Below are 16904 nucleotides of genomic sequence, written 5' to 3' on the forward strand. Positions count from 1 at the left end.
CCTAGTCGATTTTCCGGGTGAACGGGCTCGTCGGAATGCGATTACCGGACTCCAGTCGACCCGTGTAATACGCCGTGGCCTCACCTTCAGTCAGCTCGACCTCGTACCAGCCATCACGGACATAATCAGCCGTTCGGTCCTGCCCGCCGACGAGAACACGTCCCGCCACGTGCTCCAAAGTGACCTCCGGCAACTCCTTCGCCGTCTTGCTGAACACACGCAGGAAGCGGTCCGGGCCGCACACGGTAAGTTCGCGGTCTAGAAGTCCAATTCGCAGCTCTAATGTGCCGAGCACGGTGTGGTGCTCTACCTTGTTACCACTGTAAACAGCGAAAACAGCCTCACGGGAACCGTCGTTGACCAGCACAAGGTTGCCGTCTTTAAGGTAGGCGTGAAGCCGGTACGGTGTTGGCAGCGCGGTCGCCTGCTCGGACTCCTGCACTGGATAGTCACCGGCCGGCTCCGCCTCCCAGCGCTTCACAAACTCCGGTGCTGGCCCCGGCTGCTCTGGAAGCTGCATTCCCGCCGATGCCGAGAAGTCCAGCGTGGATACCAAATCACCACAGACTCGACGACGCCAATCAGTGATGTTTCCACAGTTCACGCCAGTGACCTGCTCCAGAAAGCGAATCACCGAAGTGTGATCGAAGACCTCCGAAGAAACCAGACCACCCACCGACCATGGTGAAATGACAGTCATCGGGACGCGGAAACCGAGCCCCTTCGGCTTGCCCAGGTACCACTCCCCCGGCTCATTCTTTGGCGGCAGCGGCGGCACCACATGATCGAAGTAACCATCAAACTCGTCAAAGTTAATCAGGAAAACTGTCTTGGCCCACACTTCCGGATTGGAGGCCAACGCATCCAACAGACGATAGGTGATATTCGCCGACTGAATTGGCGAGGACGCTCCCGGATGCTCACTTTCCGCGGCCGAAGGCACAATCCAGGACACCTTTGGCAGCTTCCCGGATTCAACATCCCGTCGGAAAGCGTCGGCTAGCGTGCCCGGCTGGCGGCGGTGCAGCGCGCGATCATAGAGATCCCGTTCCGCGTCAGGCAGCTTCTCCACAGCGGCATTCAGGCGATTGACCATCTCCTGTTGCTCTGTAGTTGGCGACATCCCATCGCCGAGTGCAGTAAGCAGCTCATAAAAACCGGTTAAATCGAGTCCCGGCAGTCCGGCCTCACGAATGACCTTGCGGCCAATATTTCGAAACGCGGCGAAGAAATCCAAATTGTTGTCCGTGTAGTTATCCCACTCCTGGTAGACGCGCCACGGCACCCCTGCCTCCGTGAGCTCCTCGGCATAAGTGCGCCACTTATACCCCGGGTGCGTCGGCTCGTACGCCGCATTGCCAACCGCTCCAGTCCCCCACGGTTCCTTTCGGGTGTCACCCGAAAACAGGTAGTTGCGGTTCGGGCTTGTCGACGTAGGCATCGAGGAAAAGTAACCATCGCAGATGGTGAACGTCTCTGCGAGAGCGAATTGGAACGCAATGTCCTGGCGGTCATAGCAGGCCATCGTGCCCTTACCCTTGGCCTCGATCCAGCCGTTACAGCGGCCGCCGTTTAGTGCAACCTGCCCGTCTTCCCAACCGTGCGGCAGACTTGCGATGTACTCCACCGAGAGATCACCGCGATTAGCGGCGTTGCGGATTAGATATGGACTGACCCCACTCTGGTTGAAGACACCCGGTAAAGCGGAGTTGTCTTTGTACCCTCGCACACCTCGGAGCGTGCCGAAGTAGTGATCAAAAGAGCGGTTTTCCTGCATCAACACGACTACGTGCTCAATTTGATCAAGAGAGCCAGCCGGTCGGGGCTGCGCGAGCGCGTGGCGCAGTGATGGTGGCAGCAGCGTGCTCGCAGCGGTGACGGCACCGACTCCTGCGGCGGTCTGCAGGAAGTGCCGACGGGAAAATTCAGATATTTTTTTAGGTGATGTTGCCATAAGTATCTACGTTAAGAAGCGCAGATTACAGGTTGGAAAATTGCGGTTTAAATTTCCTCAATGAACCGCTCGAAGCGGTCAACCACAGCCTGCGGCTCACGCGCCCATCGGTTATGTCCCAGGCGCTGCTCAATGAACTCGTACTTCGCCGAATTCGGCAACATCCGCGCCAATGCCTGCGCCGACTCCGCCGGGCAGTCACGGTCACCGCCACAGTTCAGCAGCAGCGCCGGGGTGGTCACCTTAGGCATCTCAGCGGCATAGTCGATGTCCGCACCGCGCGGTCGCAGGAGACCCGTGCGCGAGAATCGCGCCCACTCCACCACATGGTTACGGGCCTGTCGGCCGTAGCCGGCCACATCAAACCTGCCCGCTGGCCAATAACCCAGAATCTGGGACACTACCTGCATAAACGGTGCGCCGTAGCGAAGCCGCTTGTACTCGTTGCCAGTAAAACACTTGTAGTGCGGGGTACCGGAGCCAACCATCACAACACCAGCCACGTCCGCTTCCGGTCGGGCCAGATACAGCGAGGCAATCTGACCGCCCATGGAATGACACAGCAAGTAAACGGGTAACTTCTCCCCTGTGCTCTCCCCTGCCGCGAGGTGGTCAAACTCCTTGCGGGCCCGCGCCACGGCCAACGGGTAATCCACCGAGGCAAGATCCTGGTAGCCCCAGTTGTGACGGCGGGTGGCTACCGCCGTCTGGTTACCCTGGCCGCGTAACTCCGAGGTCAGGACGCAAAACCCTCGGCGCTGCAACTCTTGGGCAATTGGCCGGTAATAGCGAGCCCCCATGCCAAAACCCGGCCAAATAACGACAATGCCCCGAGGCGTACCTTCGGGAGTCCGAAGCGCCATCGGGGTCACGGAGCCATCGGGCAATGTCTCCTGCACAATACGTGGCTCGACTGGCGGTTCCCCGTTGACCATGCTTCCTCGAGTATCTTCCATTTCATAAACATTAATGGCTGAACTGAGGTTTTGTCAGGGGAACCGACAAGCCGATAACTAGACTAGGTATCGGCTTAGACGTCGAGGAAGCGAACGTCCTTCGCATTACGGGTAATGAACGAACGTCGTGAAGCGACGTCATCGCCCATCAGAATGGTGAACAGTTCATCGGCCTTCTGTGCGTCCTCGAGGGCGACCTTACGCAGCACGCGGTGATCCGGATCCATGGTGGTATCCCACAGCTCGGCGGCGTTCATCTCACCGAGACCCTTGTAGCGCTGGACACCATCGTCCTTGTTGATCTTGCGGTTGGCGGCCAGCCCCTCTTCCAGCAGCTGATCGCGCTCAGCATCTGAGTAGGCGTAGCCCGGCTCGCCCTTGGCCCACTTGAGCTTGTACAGCGGTGGCTGAGCGAGGTAGACGTGCCCTTCATCAATCAGCGGACGCATCAGGCGGAACAGCAGCGTCAGTAGCAGCGTGGCAATGTGCTGACCATCGACGTCGGCATCGGCCATCAGCACAATCTTGTGGTAGCGCAGCTTTTCGATATCGAACTCGTCGTGAATACCGGTGCCCAGCGCCGTAATAATGGCCTGGACCTCGTTATTCTTCAGCGTCTTATCCAGGCGCGCCTTCTCGACGTTCAAAATCTTACCGCGCAGCGGCAAAATGGCCTGGAACAGCGAGTTTCGGCCTGCCTTTGCAGAACCACCTGCGGAGTCACCCTCCACGATGAACAGCTCGGACTGCTTCGGGTCCTTCGAACGGCAGTCCGCCAACTTACCCGGAAGACCGCCAAGATCGGTCGCGGACTTACGACGCACCAGGTCGCGGGCCTTACGAGCCGCCTGACGGGCATGCGCCGAAGCAATGGCCTTGTTAACAATGGCCTTAGCCTCAGCCGGATTGGCCTCCAGCCAGTGACCGATGTGCTCATTGGTCATGCGCTGGACGAAAGAACGCACCTCGGTGTTACCCAGCTTCGTCTTTGTCTGGCCCTCGAACTGTGGATCGGCGACCTTCACCGAAATCACGGCAGCGAGGCCTTCACGACAGTCCTCACCAGAGAGGTTGTTTTCCTTCTCCTTCAACAGTCGGTGCTCACGCGCATAGCGGTTCATCAGCGATGTCAACGCAGAACGGAAGCCCTCTTCGTGCGTGCCACCCTCAATGGTGTTAATGGTGTTGGCGAAGGTGTGCACCGACTCGGAGTAACCCGAGTTCCACTGCATGGCAATCTCGACCTCGTGGCCATCACCTGCAGCATCGAAGGAAATGATGGTCGGGTGGATGATGTTCTTCGACTTGTTCAAAGTCTCGACATAATCCCGCAGACCATTCGGGTAGTGGAAGACCTTGCGGCGCTCCTTCGGCTTGGTGGTCTTCTCTGCCTGCTCCTTCTGCTCTTCAGCCGCATCCTTGGCGATCTCAGCGGATTCGGTCTCCGCCTGCTCCGCCAGAGCCTCAGCCTCGAGCTCCTCCTCGGAGACACGCTTGTCCACCAACGTGATGGTCAGACCCTTGTTCAAAAACGCCATCTCGCGCAGGCGGCGAGAAATGGTGTCGAACTTGAAATCGGTGGTCTCAAAAATCTCCGGGTCCGGCCAGAAACGCTGCGTGGTACCCGAACCACGAGTCTTTTTACCGCGGACAATTTCTTCCGGAACTGCCTGGTCGAAGTTCTGGTACCAGGTGTAGCCATCGCGGATGACCTCGGTTTCCATACGCGTCGACAGCGCGTTAACCACCGAAATACCCACACCGTGCAGACCACCGGAAACAGCGTAGGACTCGGAGTCAAACTTGCCGCCGGCGTGCAGCTGAGTCATAACCACCTGCACCGTCGGCATGCCCGACGGGTGCATTTCGACAGGAATACCACGGCCGTTATCGCGGACCTGAACGCCGCCGTCTTCCAGCAGAGTGACCTCAACATCGGTGGCATAACCCGCCATCGCCTCGTCGACGGAGTTGTCTACAACCTCCCACACCAGGTGGTGCAAGCCACGCTCACCAGTCGAGCCAATGTACATACCCGGCCGCTTACGCACGGCCTCGAGGCCCTCGAGGATGGTAATCGATGAGGCGTCATATTGATGTTCGGTAGCAGCCACGATTCGGCGCGTCTCCTATTCTTGGTTCTCTCCCCGCGCAACATTCGTCAGCGCGCGAAAAATAGGCCAGCGGTCAAGCGCTATCGGCGCCAGCCAGAACTACATAGGACTACTAGATAGGTCTGGCTAGTTTGGATGCCGATAACGTCTCAAGAACCGCCTGCCGGTATTCTCCTGCCCATCTTACCCCAACGTAGTCCCCTACTGTGGATATAGCCGATGCGCTCAAAGGACCAAATTTCGCAGTTTTACGCATACCGATGCCTATTCGTAGACCGTTTACCGACCTTTACCCGTAAGTATCACGCGGTCCTCGGCCCTCGATGTGCAATTTGCCCTTGCGCCAATTCGGCGCTTTCGGCCCCAGCACCTTAATTTCTTCAACCACCCCATCCCCGACGCGTTCCGCGATGGACTTCAAAACCTGTCGCTGTGCTAGCCGCAGCTGTGTTGCCCATGCTGTCGATTGGCACTCGACCACCAAAGTGCCGTCCTTGAACTCCTTGACCTCGGAGTGTTCCGCGACAACTTTGCCGACCATCGAATCCCACTCCGTCATGATCACACCGTGGGCAATATGGATCTGCCAACCGCGATCAACTACTGCCTTATTCAGCACCGCACCAATCGGCGCAGGTCGACGGTCATATTTCCGGTACAGCCGAATCCCCGCCTCCTTCAACAGGCTCGGCGAAATTACCGTACCGGCACGATCTCGCACCACTGCTTGCGCTGCCCGCTGCTTATCGACGTCCGCAACAATCCCCTTCGCGGCCTTCACAGGCACACGGCTATCGAGGCCAGACCACGAGCCCTTCTTCTTCGGTGGCCGCTGGAGATTCGGTAACTTGTGACCGCCCTCTTTAGCGGCATCGCGCATGCGGAAGAAAGCGTCGCTGATCAGGTCGTTTTCCTCTTCCGGTGAGTTATCCGACTCCATGTTCTCGACCATACCCGTCACTCTTCCGCGACTGGTTTTTCATCCAGAAGCGAGATTCGCCCCTGCTCAGTCTGTGCCACCGTCACCGTGTGATGAGTCACCGAAGAATCCTCGACCAATGCCTGAGGTAACTCCTCTCCCACCGCCGAGGTGATTAACACCTGCTCAGCCTGCTGCGCGATTTCCATGAGAGCTTCCCGACGATGCCGGTCAAGCTCCGCAAACACGTCGTCAAGCACCAAAACCGGGTCGGGACCATCGGCACGGAGCAAAAAGTACGCGCCGAGACGTAGCGCGAGTGCAAAAGACCAGGTCTCGCCGTGGCTAGCAAAGCCCTTGGCGGGGTCATTGCCGAGAATGAGGTCGAGATCATCGCGATGCGGACCAACGAGACAGGAACCGCGCTCAATCTCCGCGGTGCGGCGCTCCGCCATCTTCGTCAGCAGCAATGCCTCCAGCAGCTCCGGTTCGCTGGGCAATGGCCCGCCATCCAGGCTGTCGACCTTCGGCGCATAGGCAATCGTGGCTGGGCGCGAGTGCGGGGCAAGCGTGGCATAGGCCTCGCTGACATGTTCGGAAAGCTCGGCAATCAAATCTATGCGCGCAGCCATTAACGCCGCTCCCACCTGCGCCAATTGCGCATCCCAGGTATCCAGCGTGCTCAGTGCGGCCTGCCCCTCCGAAGAAGAATAGCCACGGCGCAGCGTCGAGCCCGCCGACTTCAGCAGCGCATTCTTCTGACGCAAAATCTTGTCATATTGAATGCGGATACCGGCGGACAGTGGCCGTCGTAAAGCGAGCAAATCGTCGATGTAGCGGCGGCGGGAAGCGGGCTCGCCCTTAACCAGCGTGAGATCCTCGGGCGAGAAAAAGACCGACTTGACGATCCCCAGCAGCTCCCGCGGGGACTTCAGCCTCGTGCGATTAATCTGCGCCTGATTCGCGCGATGCGGATTAATGAGCAGATGCGCAGTCAGCTCGCGGCCATCATTGACCGCCGTCGCCGAAATGCGTGCCAACGGGGTCCCCGAACGAACCAGCGGAGCATCCATAGAAACTCGATGCGAACCGAGCGTGGAGAGATACCCAACGGCCTCGACGATATTGGTCTTGCCGTAGCCATTTTGACCGGTAAATACGGTAATTCCAGGCGTGAACTCGACTTCCAACCCCGGCCAGGAGCGGAAGTCCCGCAAGGACAAATACCGAATGTGCATAGCCGCAGACTAGCCCGGCAGGCGCACAGGCATCAGCAGGTAAGTGAAGTCGGTCTCCGGCGTTGGGTAGAAGCCGTCCTCACCGAGCTCCGGAATGGCTTCCGGCTCCGGAATGAGAATCGCAGGACGCGACGGCTGCGTAAAGCCCAGCAAAACACGATGGGAGCGAACAGCGCTGAGCCCCTCGAGCAGGTACTGCGGGTTGAAGGCAATCAGAAGTGGTTCACCATAGAAGTTGCAGGCCACAGTCTCTTCTGCGTGACCAACCTCGTCTCCATGAGCGGAAAGGACAACCTGACCGTCGGAGAAGTCCATGCGAATCTGCGCACCGTGATCCGCCATCAGAGACACACGACGGATAGCATCCTGCAGCTGGTCAACACGGGCAACAGCCATGGAGGAATGCTGCTTCGGCAGTAGCGGGCGGAACTTCGGGAACTCGGCGTCCAGCAGTCGCGTGGTAGTGCGACGAGGATCGGCGAGGATAGCCAGCAGGCCTTCGGAGCCGACCTCACGATCATCGGATCCGTCGCCGAATGCCAAGGTCACTGGCTCGCTAGAAGTGGTATCGAGAGTGCGGGCGGTCTCCGCGAAGGTCTTGGCCGGGATGAGCAGCTTGGTCTCACCCTCCGGAACCTGCTCCCACTCGAAACTGCGAACCGCCAGGCGGAAACGGTCGGTGGCAGCGAGAGTGACCTCGTTACCTTCGGTTTCCATCCGGATGCCGGTCAGCATCGGCAGCGACTCATCCTTGCCGGCAGCGACAGCGACCTGACCAATAGCCTCGGCCAGCAGAGCGGCATCGACAGTGCCGGTAGCAGCCGGAGCTTCCGGTAGCTGCGGGTAATCCTCCAAGGTCAGACTTGGCAGCTCGAAGCGGGAAGAACCACAGCGAACGATGACCTTCGTGCCATCAAAGTGCATCTCTACCTGCTTATTCGGCAGCTTAGAAACAATGTCAGAAACCAACTTGCCATTGACGGCGAAGCGACCGGGCTCATCGACCTCTGCGCTAATACGAATCTGAGTGGAGACCTCGTAGTCATAGCCAGCGAGCTGCAGACCATTGTCATCCGCGAGAAAAATCATGCCACGCAGAATCGGCTGAGTCGGGCGTGCAGGCAGGTTACGAGCAACCCAGCTCACCGCACCCGCGAGATCGTCCTTAGCCGCGCGAATACGGACTTCGGTCTGCTCCATCGTTCCTCCACCGGTATTGGATGTCTGTTTTTAGCCGTTTATTAGCCGTCTTTTGTGTTGTCAGCGTGCTATGTCAGCACACATGACTGGAGTTACAAAGATTCCATCGTACAACTCTACTGCAGACTGCCAAAGACCTCACTGGGATTCTTGTAGTCCGTCTAGTGCTTAATCGTAGTTCTTACTCGTTCTTGGCATTTTTAAAGTTGTGCGCCAGAAGTTGCTTGCCCGGGGTTGTGCGCAGGCCCCCTTTTATCTAGAAGTTTCTAGAGATTTTTAAAGTCGGGAGTAGTAATAGGGGGTGTGCACATTGTGAAATTACATGATTCCCGCTGGTCTTCACTGGTTTCGCGCTGTGGATAACCAGTGCGCCTAACTGTGGATAACTTGGGGTGTCTGTGGATAGTGTTCGGACTTCATCTTTCATCCACAAAATTTACGAGTTGTCCACAGCTCTGTGCACGGAAAAACCGCAGTTAATAACAAGAATTCCGCACGCCGAACCCAAGGTTTTTAAGCCGTTCCACGAGCTCGATCTCGAATGCGTGTGGTCAGGTCGTTGACCTGGTCCTTTGAGGGCTTCTTCTCCTGAATTTCCTTAACAATCTTGCGTTCAGCGTGCAAAACCGTCGAATGGTCACGATTTCCGAACTCCCGGCCAATCGACGGCAACGAAAGCTCGGTGAAGGACCTCGTCAGGTACATCGCAATCTGGCGTGCATGAGCGACCGGGCGAGTCTTACCCGGGCCCACTAAATCTGCAACCGTTAGGTCGAAGTACTCAGCCGTGGTGGAGATGATGATCTCCGGAGTAATCTGCACCTCGATTTCGTCGGCACCGAGGATCTCCTGTGCAAACTTCAAGGTCACAGGCTCATGAATCATGGATGCATGAGCGCTAATCTGCAGTAGACGCCCCTCGAGCTCACGAATAGAAGACGAGGTGTTCTCCGCGATGTACTGGAGTACATCATGCGGAACGACCAGATCAGATAGCTGTGCCTTCTTCGACAGAATTGCGATTCGCGTCTCCAAGTCCGGGTATTGCAGATCCGGATTGAGCCCCCACTGGAAGCGGGTACGAAGGCGATCCTCCAGAGTCTTAAGCTCCCGCGGTGGGCGGTCCGACGACAGCACAATCTGGTGATTGGACTGGTGCAGGGCATTGAACGTATGGAAGAACTCTTCCTGTGTACCTTCCTTGCCCTCCAAGAATTGGATGTCATCGATGATGAGCATGTCCAAATCGCGGTAGCGACGCTTGAAGGATTCTTGGGCGTCGTCACGCACGGAATTAATGAAGTCGTTGGTGAACTCTTCCGAGGAAACGTAACGAACCCGCAGGTTAGGGTACAAATGCTTGGCGTAGTGACCAATGCCGTGGAGCAGGTGCGTCTTGCCAAGACCCGAACCGCCGGAGATAAACAGCGGGTTGTAGGTGCGCCCCGGAGACTCCGCAACAGCGACGGCGGCTGCAGCGGCGAACTTATTCTGCGGACCAATAACGAAGGTCTCGAAGGTGTAGTTCGGGTTGAGGGTTGGCTCCTCGAAAGGCATGCTCATCTCGGTTGGAGTGCCGTGGCTCTCGGAGCGGAAAGGACTTGTGACCTGGCGCTGATCAGCAATAGTCATCGGATTCTCGGCAGATGAGTGCGAAAGCCCCTGCGCCATTGAATCCACGGCGTCCATCGATCGGTGCTGTGACTGGGCACTTTGCTGATTATGGACATTTGGCTGATGCGTCTGCGGCACTTGTGGCATCTGTGTCGATCCCTGGTGCTGCTCGTGGAGATTGAAGTCGTTCGTATCTGCACTGGGGAACGGGTAGTTACGGCCAGACTGCTGCTGGTGTTGCTGGTTTGGCTGTTGACGCTGAGCCTGCTGCGGACGCGAAGCTGCAGATGGGGTCTGTCTCGAGTGCTGTGCAGATGGTTGAGTGGCCTCTGCTGCCTGGCTATCTTCAGCGTCGTCAGCAGGATCAGCAACGGTGATGACCGTTTCCAACTCCTCGCCGGTCAGCGAAGCTAAGACGGCCTCGATAATGCCCTTGAGCTCTTCTTTTACCAGCGCCTGCACCACTGGCGATTGAGTGCTGAGCAGGAAAAAACCTGGAAAGTCACCAGTGTGCGTCACTGACCGCAGCAGTGCCTTGTGTGGCGAGCGTAGTGGTGCAATACCCAACTCCGGCGCACCTTCTGGTGAAGTCAGGATAGAAACGACCTGCTCCCAGAGTCCACCTGGCAATTCTGGTTGTTCGCTCACTGTGTGAATGTCCTTTTACATGTTTACGTTCATCAAATTTATCGAGGCGACCTGTTTTTGTGGAGTGTTTTCGGCATGGCGAGAGTGCCATATCTGCCCATTTGGGGGCTATTTCTTGTAATTCGCCCTGTGGGGTGTTTCTACACAAGGTGCTATACGCCCCGAGCAGGACTTCCACATGTTTGTCCACACCTGTGGATAAACATCGTCGCTAATTGACTAACAGTTTATCCACAGTTTGCCCACAATGAAAAATAGCCCCCTAGTCTGCGTTTACCTAGGTAAACACGTTATTTTCCCTGCTCGCTGTGATTCATGGTGTGGAAGTTATCCACAGCTGATTGGATAAACACCCTGTGGATTGCGGTGCATAGGTCAGTATTTCCACAGGTCAACATCGGTACCGTTGGAAAACTTGGAAAATGATTCTCCAGGTAAATCCGGCGTGTTGATTTGAATTTCTCGCTCGATTCGACGTAACCTATCTGGGTGTTTCATATCCATTGAGATATGAGTCCGAGCTCGTGCTTGGACCCGACAGAACGCTTGTAGCTTTCATTCTGTCGGTAAGTAATTTTTCCGTGCATCACGGGAATGCGTCAGACGCATCGCTGCCTCGCACTCAAAGCGAGAGGTTTACTGCGGTGTGTTCAGCGTGGACTCGTGGTCGTTTGAGTTTCAAGGAGTGTCAACCGTGTCGAAGCGGACGTTCCAGCCGAATAACCGCCGTCGTGCACGCGTGCACGGCTTCCGTACCCGTATGCGTACCCGTTCCGGTCGCGCTGTTGTGGCAGCACGCCGCAGCAAGGGCCGTGCCCGCCTGTCCGCTTAAGTAAGAGGACGCCGATTTCGGTGCTCCCTCAGAGCAATAAGCTGCGTTCTTCGCGTGACTTCACGGTCACCGTACGACGTGGACGCCGAATCGGACGCAAGACGTTGGTCTTGCATATTCGTGACACCGCCGCTTCTGGCGGTGGAGATAAGACCGATACGCAGATTGCCAGGTTTGGTGGTCCACGTGTCGGTCTTGTCGTATCTAAAGCTGTGGGCAACGCCGTGACTCGTCACGCTGTATCCCGCAAGCTCCGCCATGTTATGGCCGCGGCCGCGCAGGATCTCCCGTCCACTATGGACATTGTCGTTCGCGCGCTGCCCGCTTCTGCCACAGCCACCAGCCAGGAGCTGTCCCACGATGTGCAATCGGCACTCGCTACATACGAACGTCGGCGCTAATTCGCTTGACGACGGCCCCCTCGCCCAGGCCCCCGGTGCACGTGTGGCTGAGAGGGCGATTCTCTTCTACCGCCGTCGTATCTCTAATCTGAAGCCAACGAGCACATGTCGTTTTGAACCGACGTGCTCCGCATATGGTCTTGAGGCCGTGCGCCGCTTCGGAGCGATTCGTGGCCTGTGGCTGACTCTCCTGCGTATCTTCCGTTGCGCACCCTGGCATCCGGGCGGCTGGGATCCAGTTCCAGCTACATTCCCCGGCCTGGGTTCGTGGTTAAAGCGAATGCACAGGTAACCTCTAGTAATGCTTAGCCTTTGACCGGGCTTTGTAGACGAAGGCGCGAGTGCGCTGCCCCCTAAAGAACGGAGTGATCTTAGACCGTGCTCAATTTCGTGTATTGGCCGATTTCGGCCATCCTGTGGTTCTGGCATAAGGCCTCAGGTTTCCTATTCGATCCCTCCTCGGGTATCTCGTGGGTGCTGGCCATTATTTTGCTTGTGGTCACCATCCGTATCCTCCTGTTTAAGCCGATGCTGAACCAGCAGCGTTCTGCCATCAAGATGCAGCAGCTCGCTCCTGAGATGCAGGCGATCAAGGAGAAGTACAAGAATGATCAGCAGGCTCAGGCTCTTGCTATGCGCCAGCTACAGAAGGAAATGGGTGTCAACCCGCTCGGCGGCTGTCTGCCGATTCTGGTTCAGATGCCTGTGTTCATCGGTCTTTTCCACGTGCTGCGTTCGTTTAACCGAACGGGTACGTCGGGCAATGCGCTCGGCATGTCGGTGGAGCAGAACTGGAATACGCCTAACTACATCTTCGGTGTAGATGAGGTGCGGTCCTTCCTGCTGGCTCGTGTGCTCAATGCTCCACTGTCCAGTTCGGTTGGAATGGGTGAGGATCAATACGCAGCCTTTACCGTGCCTGGTACGCCTGCAGACTTCACCCGCATGGACATCATGATTGTTGCTATCCCGCTGATTGTTGTCGCGGCACTGGCAACGCACTTCAACGCTCGCATGTCTGTTGAGCGCACCCGTGCCCGCCAGGAAGCCGGCTTGGTGAAGCGCCAGGAAGGCCCTATGGGTCAGCAGATGGACATGATGAACAAGATGATGCTTTGGTTCTTCCCAATCATGATTCTTGTTACCGGTGCTTTCTGGCACATCGGTCTTCTTGTCTACATGGTGACTAACAACGTGTGGACCTACTTCCAGCAGCGCTACATCTTTGGCAAGCTGGATGAGGAAGAGAAGGAAGCTGTCGCAGCCAAGAAGGCTGCTAAGCGCGAGGCACAGGAGAAGCTCGCTCCGAAGGTTGGCCAGAAGCCAATCAACCCCAAGAAGGGTGGCAAGCGCCAGGCAGCGCAGAATGCGCAGCAGTCGCAGTCTGGTGAGGCTTCTACTGCGAACAAGGCTTCTAGCCACCTTCCAGATGGTAATTCGGCGAAGGGACAGCAGGGTCCGGCTTCCAAGCCGGCGCCGGGACAGAAGCCCGCGAATCGGAAGAAACGGAAGCGCAAAAAGAAATAGCTGAAGTAGCACCACGCTTCGTCTACATAAGTTAATTAATCAGAACGCCCCGCATCAAATGCGGGGCGTTTTTGTTTGCCTTAGTCCCCTCCCACGCAAACAACGTCGCTGTTATTACAGATCTGTAATTTTCTCTGGAGCCTCAAGTTTGGCATCCATCCCCAGTCAATGTTTCACGTGAAACATCGCTGTTGCACTGTCGTACACTAGGGGTGTTGAAAAGCTCGACGAGTGACGGCACAGCTGCCCCATTGGAAAGGTTAGAGGAACTGTTGAGTAACTCCGTGAAAGATGTCGATAAGCAAGAAGCCTCCGCAGTTTTGGTCGATGCAGATCTGCGTTCGATGATAGATACCGTGTTTGGAGAGAATGTCGATCGGGCATACCGCTACCACTCATGGTTGGCCGAGGAGGCGACAGTCCGAGGTTTGATTGGACCACGTGAAGCTCCAAAGCTGTGGGATCGGCACATTATCAATTCTGCGGTAGTTGGAGAAGCGATAGGCAAAGGGCTTGTAGTTGCGGATATTGGTTCGGGGGCGGGCTTGCCCGGCATTCCACTTGCTCTAGCACGACCGGATTTGAAGGTCATGCTTGTGGAACCATTGCTGCGCCGCACAACCTTTTTGAACGAAGTTGTGGAAGATCTTGAGCTGGACAATGTAACGGTAGTTCGCGGGCGTGCTGAGGAGAAAGTGGTTCGCGCTGAGATTGGCCAAGTGGATGTCGTTACCTCCCGCGCTGTTGCCCCTCTGGGGAAGTTGGCGGGATGGTCGCTTCCTTTAGTTAAATCCGGGGGCGCGATGGTTGCACTGAAGGGTGGAACTGCCCAAGAGGAAATCGATCGGGATGCAAAACTTATTGCAAAGGCGAAGGGAATTAATCCTCGCGTCGTAGAGGTCGGCGGATCCGTGTTGGGAACCTCGACGTACGCCGTGATTATTCAGAAGAAGTAGGCTGTAAGCCCCACTTCCCCTACTCCACTGCGGATTCGTTTGTGTTTTGGTTTCGGCATTGAGGCGCGTAGTACCGTCGGGCTAGAGTGGGATAAGTATCGCGGTATGGCAAAGTCCTAGCGACCAAGGTGGATGTTTCACGTGAAACATTTCCACAATCGTCGGCGTCTAACGGTTGTTGGGGCTTGATGATTACGCTTTTGCAGATAGTTACTAAGTTTAAATTCGCACTCCAGTGGCCATGATTGGTGATTGCTGTGCTTGTAAGGGGAATAGTTAATGAGCCGGAAGTCCTGGCAAGACACACCCATCGCTGCGGCAGCTCAACGAGCGGCGCAAGTTAAGGCTCCGAACCGTTTATCGCTTCCACGCCCCGAGCGACCGCGTCGTATCACGATCGCCAACCAGAAGGGTGGCGTGGGCAAGACCACCTCGGCAGTCAACATCGCTTCGGCGCTCGCGCGGCATGGTCTCAAGGTTCTGGTCATCGATAATGACCCGCAGGGAAATGCTTCTACGGCCCTGGGCATTGAGCATGTTTCCGGGACTCCTTCGACGTATGAGCTTCTCATCGGCGAGCTACAGATTGACGATGTCATCCAGCGTTCCCCTGAATCTGAGAACCTCTATTGTGTGCCGGCGACATTGGACTTGGCGGGCTCCGAGATTGAGCTGGTCTCGCTCCTGAACCGTGAGCGCCGACTTCTCGATGCAGTTCCAGATCAGTACTTGATCGACAATGGCTTCGACTTTCTCATTATTGACTGCCCGCCTTCGCTTGGTCTGTTGACGCTGAATTCGATGACCGCCGCCAACGAGGTGTTGATACCGATTCAGTGTGAGTTTTACGCCTTGGAGGGTGTGACACAGCTGATGAATAACGTGCAGATGATTCGTCAGCATCTCAATCCGGAGCTGCATATTTCTGCTGTGCTGCTCACTATGTTCGATGGCCGCACCAAACTGTCAGAAGAAGTTGCCAATGAGGTACGTAACTACTTCGGCGAGGTTGTTCTACGTAATCTCATCCCTCGATCCGTGAAGGTATCGGAGGCGCCGGGATATTCGCAGACCGTAATTTCCTACGATCCAGGGTCTCGGGGCGCAGTTGCTTATCTTGATGCTGCAAAGGAATTGGCAACGCGTGGCGACTATTCAGCAGTTCCGGGGGGAAGTGCGATTGGGCAAAAGCCAGCTTCCTCCCCTACCCCGTCCAATTCCACTGAGCCAAATTAAAGCAACTAGGAGTAGTAACCCATGTCGAATCAAAAGAAGGAGAACCGCAAGGGAGGGCTCGGTCGCGGTATCGCCGCACTGATCCCAACTGCTCCGGCGGCTAACCCGTCGGTAGGTGAAAATGCCGCGGATATTATTTTCGGTCCCCGCCGTACCCAGGGGGCGAAGCAGTATGGCAGTAGCGGAGTTGCCGACGTATTGGGCGCGGCCGCGACGGAATCCGGCACCTCGTTGCCTGAGAGGAAAAACGCCGGAAAATCCACAAAATCCGGGCAAAGCGAGCCGCATACTAATGAGGCGAATAAACGTCACAGTGACGATAACGCTATTGGTAAGTCTAGCAATGTTTCACGTGAAACAATGCCCTCGACGACGTCGGGAGTAGCGGACTACAGTGGCGCCGAGGCTGCTGATGTTGACACTACGGCCGCAAACGAGTTTGGCGCGACCTATCGCGAGGTCGATTTGAAGCTCATCACGCCGAACCCGAAGCAGCCACGAGAGGTCTTCGATGAAGAGCCCTTGAATGAGCTTGCTCACTCTATTCGTGAGTTCGGTCTATTACAGCCGATTATCGTACGACCAATCTCAACGGATAATCGTGCGGCAGCGCTCGAGGCAGCGCGCAAGGAAGATCCGAATGCGCTGCAACCCGAGTTTGAAATCATCATGGGTGAACGTCGCTGGCGTGCTTCTCAGCGAGCTGGAATTGACACGATTCCCGCCATCGTTCGCGATACTCCAAACCAGGACATGCTCCGCGATGCCCTACTAGAGAACATCCATCGCGTGCAGCTGAACCCACTCGAAGAGGCCGCTGCGTACCAACAGCTGCTCGATGAGTTTGGTGTTACTCAGGCAGAGCTGGCGGATCGTATCGGTCGCTCGCGGCCCGTTATTACCAACATGATTCGACTCTTGCAGTTGCCGGTGGAGGTACAGCGACGAGTAGCGGTCGGTGTTCTGTCGGCTGGCCACGCACGTGCCTTGCTTGGGGTCAAGGCAGGTAAGGAGGAACAGCAGCGCCTCGCCGAGCGAATTGTTGCTGAAGGACTATCTGTCCGTGCGACCGAAGAAGCAGTGACATTACTCAATGCAGGCGAGCGACCAAAGAAGCAGCACCGCGAGCCCACTCCGCAGCCGGAGGTACTCCACAATTGGGCTGATCGCCTGTCCAATTCTTTTGATACGAAGGTGACTGCCCAGATGGGCAAGCGTAAGGGCAAAATTGTCATCGAATTCGGCAACCTCGAGGACTTTGATCGCATCATGTCACTGATGCATCTCGACGAAGAGTAAACCCGGTTAC

The 16904-nt window shown here is 56.5% G+C and carries 14 protein-coding genes; 7 read left to right on the plus strand and 7 right to left on the minus strand.

Features of this window, described 5'->3' with window-relative positions; translation table 11 throughout:
• Position 1 precedes the first annotated feature (1 nt).
• The 7 genes from HMPREF2860_RS08060 to dnaA form a co-directional block, all read right to left on the minus strand.
• Entirely contained in the window at positions 2-1954 is a 1953-nt protein-coding gene (locus HMPREF2860_RS08060; RefSeq protein WP_038627106.1) for an alkaline phosphatase family protein, read from the minus strand.
• A gap of 47 nt (positions 1955-2001) precedes the next feature.
• Complete coding sequence (locus HMPREF2860_RS08065) at positions 2002-2910, minus strand: alpha/beta fold hydrolase (RefSeq protein ID WP_370643300.1); 909 nt, start codon at positions 2908-2910, stop codon at positions 2002-2004.
• Between the two features lie 74 nt (positions 2911-2984).
• Entirely contained in the window at positions 2985-5024 is a 2040-nt protein-coding gene (gene gyrB, locus HMPREF2860_RS08070) for a DNA topoisomerase (ATP-hydrolyzing) subunit B (RefSeq protein ID WP_038627102.1), read from the minus strand.
• A gap of 289 nt (positions 5025-5313) precedes the next feature.
• The gene (locus HMPREF2860_RS08075) at positions 5314-5976 is read right to left on the minus strand and encodes a DciA family protein (RefSeq protein ID WP_038627100.1); all 663 of its coding nucleotides are present in this window, start codon (positions 5974-5976) and stop codon (positions 5314-5316) included.
• A 5-nt stretch (positions 5977-5981) separates the two neighbouring features.
• Positions 5982-7181, minus strand: coding sequence for a DNA replication/repair protein RecF (recF, locus tag HMPREF2860_RS08080; protein ID WP_038627098.1), 1200 nt, complete (start codon positions 7179-7181; stop codon positions 5982-5984).
• Between the two features lie 9 nt (positions 7182-7190).
• Entirely contained in the window at positions 7191-8381 is a 1191-nt protein-coding gene (gene dnaN, locus HMPREF2860_RS08085) for a DNA polymerase III subunit beta (protein ID WP_005511615.1), read from the minus strand.
• A gap of 513 nt (positions 8382-8894) precedes the next feature.
• On the minus strand, positions 8895-10643 hold the full coding sequence (gene dnaA / locus HMPREF2860_RS08090; protein ID WP_038627095.1) for a chromosomal replication initiator protein DnaA: 1749 nt from the start codon (positions 10641-10643) through the stop codon (positions 8895-8897).
• 694 nt (positions 10644-11337) lie between these two features.
• On the opposite strand from dnaA, the gene rpmH reads away from it, so the two are divergent.
• The 7 genes from rpmH (at position 11338) to HMPREF2860_RS08120 (ending at position 16894) form a co-directional block, all read left to right on the plus strand.
• Positions 11338-11475 carry a 50S ribosomal protein L34 gene (gene rpmH / locus HMPREF2860_RS08095; protein ID WP_005511646.1) on the plus strand — a complete coding sequence of 46 codons (138 nt, stop codon included), beginning with the start codon at positions 11338-11340 and terminating at the stop codon, positions 11473-11475.
• 20 nt (positions 11476-11495) lie between these two features.
• Positions 11496-11876, plus strand: a complete 381-nt coding sequence (gene rnpA / locus HMPREF2860_RS08100) for a ribonuclease P protein component (RefSeq protein WP_038627093.1) — start codon at positions 11496-11498, stop codon at positions 11874-11876.
• Entirely contained in the window at positions 11836-12168 is a 333-nt protein-coding gene (gene yidD / locus HMPREF2860_RS10930; RefSeq protein ID WP_080972909.1) for a membrane protein insertion efficiency factor YidD, read from the plus strand. Before rnpA ends, yidD begins: the two co-directional genes overlap by 41 nt.
• 86 nt (positions 12169-12254) lie before the next feature.
• Entirely contained in the window at positions 12255-13403 is a 1149-nt protein-coding gene (yidC, locus tag HMPREF2860_RS08105) for a membrane protein insertase YidC (RefSeq protein WP_049181947.1), read from the plus strand.
• Between the two features lie 344 nt (positions 13404-13747).
• Complete coding sequence (rsmG, locus tag HMPREF2860_RS08110; RefSeq protein WP_070628807.1) at positions 13748-14359, plus strand: 16S rRNA (guanine(527)-N(7))-methyltransferase RsmG; 612 nt, start codon at positions 13748-13750, stop codon at positions 14357-14359.
• Between the two features lie 279 nt (positions 14360-14638).
• Positions 14639-15595, plus strand: coding sequence for a ParA family protein (locus HMPREF2860_RS08115; protein WP_070628755.1), 957 nt, complete (start codon positions 14639-14641; stop codon positions 15593-15595).
• A gap of 21 nt (positions 15596-15616) precedes the next feature.
• Positions 15617-16894, plus strand: coding sequence for a ParB/RepB/Spo0J family partition protein (locus tag HMPREF2860_RS08120; RefSeq protein ID WP_070628756.1), 1278 nt, complete (start codon positions 15617-15619; stop codon positions 16892-16894).
• Positions 16895-16904: the final 10 nt, after the last annotated feature.

Origin of the sequence: Corynebacterium sp. HMSC064E10, from assembly GCF_001812505.1 — a bacterium.
GTDB classification, from domain to species: domain Bacteria; phylum Actinomycetota; class Actinomycetes; order Mycobacteriales; family Mycobacteriaceae; genus Corynebacterium; species Corynebacterium amycolatum.

Coding starts and splice junctions, on each gene's coding strand:
- HMPREF2860_RS08060 (WP_038627106.1), bottom strand. CDS start 1,954: ATGGCAACATCACCTAAAAAAATATCTGAATTTTCCCGTCGGCACTTC.
- HMPREF2860_RS08065 (WP_370643300.1), bottom strand. CDS start 2,910: ATGGAAGATACTCGAGGAAGCATGGTCAACGGGGAACCGCCAGTCGAG.
- HMPREF2860_RS08075 (WP_038627100.1), bottom strand. CDS start 5,976: ATGGTCGAGAACATGGAGTCGGATAACTCACCGGAAGAGGAAAACGAC.
- recF (WP_038627098.1), bottom strand. CDS start 7,181: ATGCACATTCGGTATTTGTCCTTGCGGGACTTCCGCTCCTGGCCGGGG.
- dnaN (WP_005511615.1), bottom strand. CDS start 8,381: ATGGAGCAGACCGAAGTCCGTATTCGCGCGGCTAAGGACGATCTCGCG.
- yidD (WP_080972909.1), top strand. CDS start 11,836: ATGTGCAATCGGCACTCGCTACATACGAACGTCGGCGCTAATTCGCTT.
- rsmG (WP_070628807.1), top strand. CDS start 13,748: ATGATAGATACCGTGTTTGGAGAGAATGTCGATCGGGCATACCGCTAC.
- HMPREF2860_RS08115 (WP_070628755.1), top strand. CDS start 14,639: ATGAGCCGGAAGTCCTGGCAAGACACACCCATCGCTGCGGCAGCTCAA.
- HMPREF2860_RS08120 (WP_070628756.1), top strand. CDS start 15,617: ATGTCGAATCAAAAGAAGGAGAACCGCAAGGGAGGGCTCGGTCGCGGT.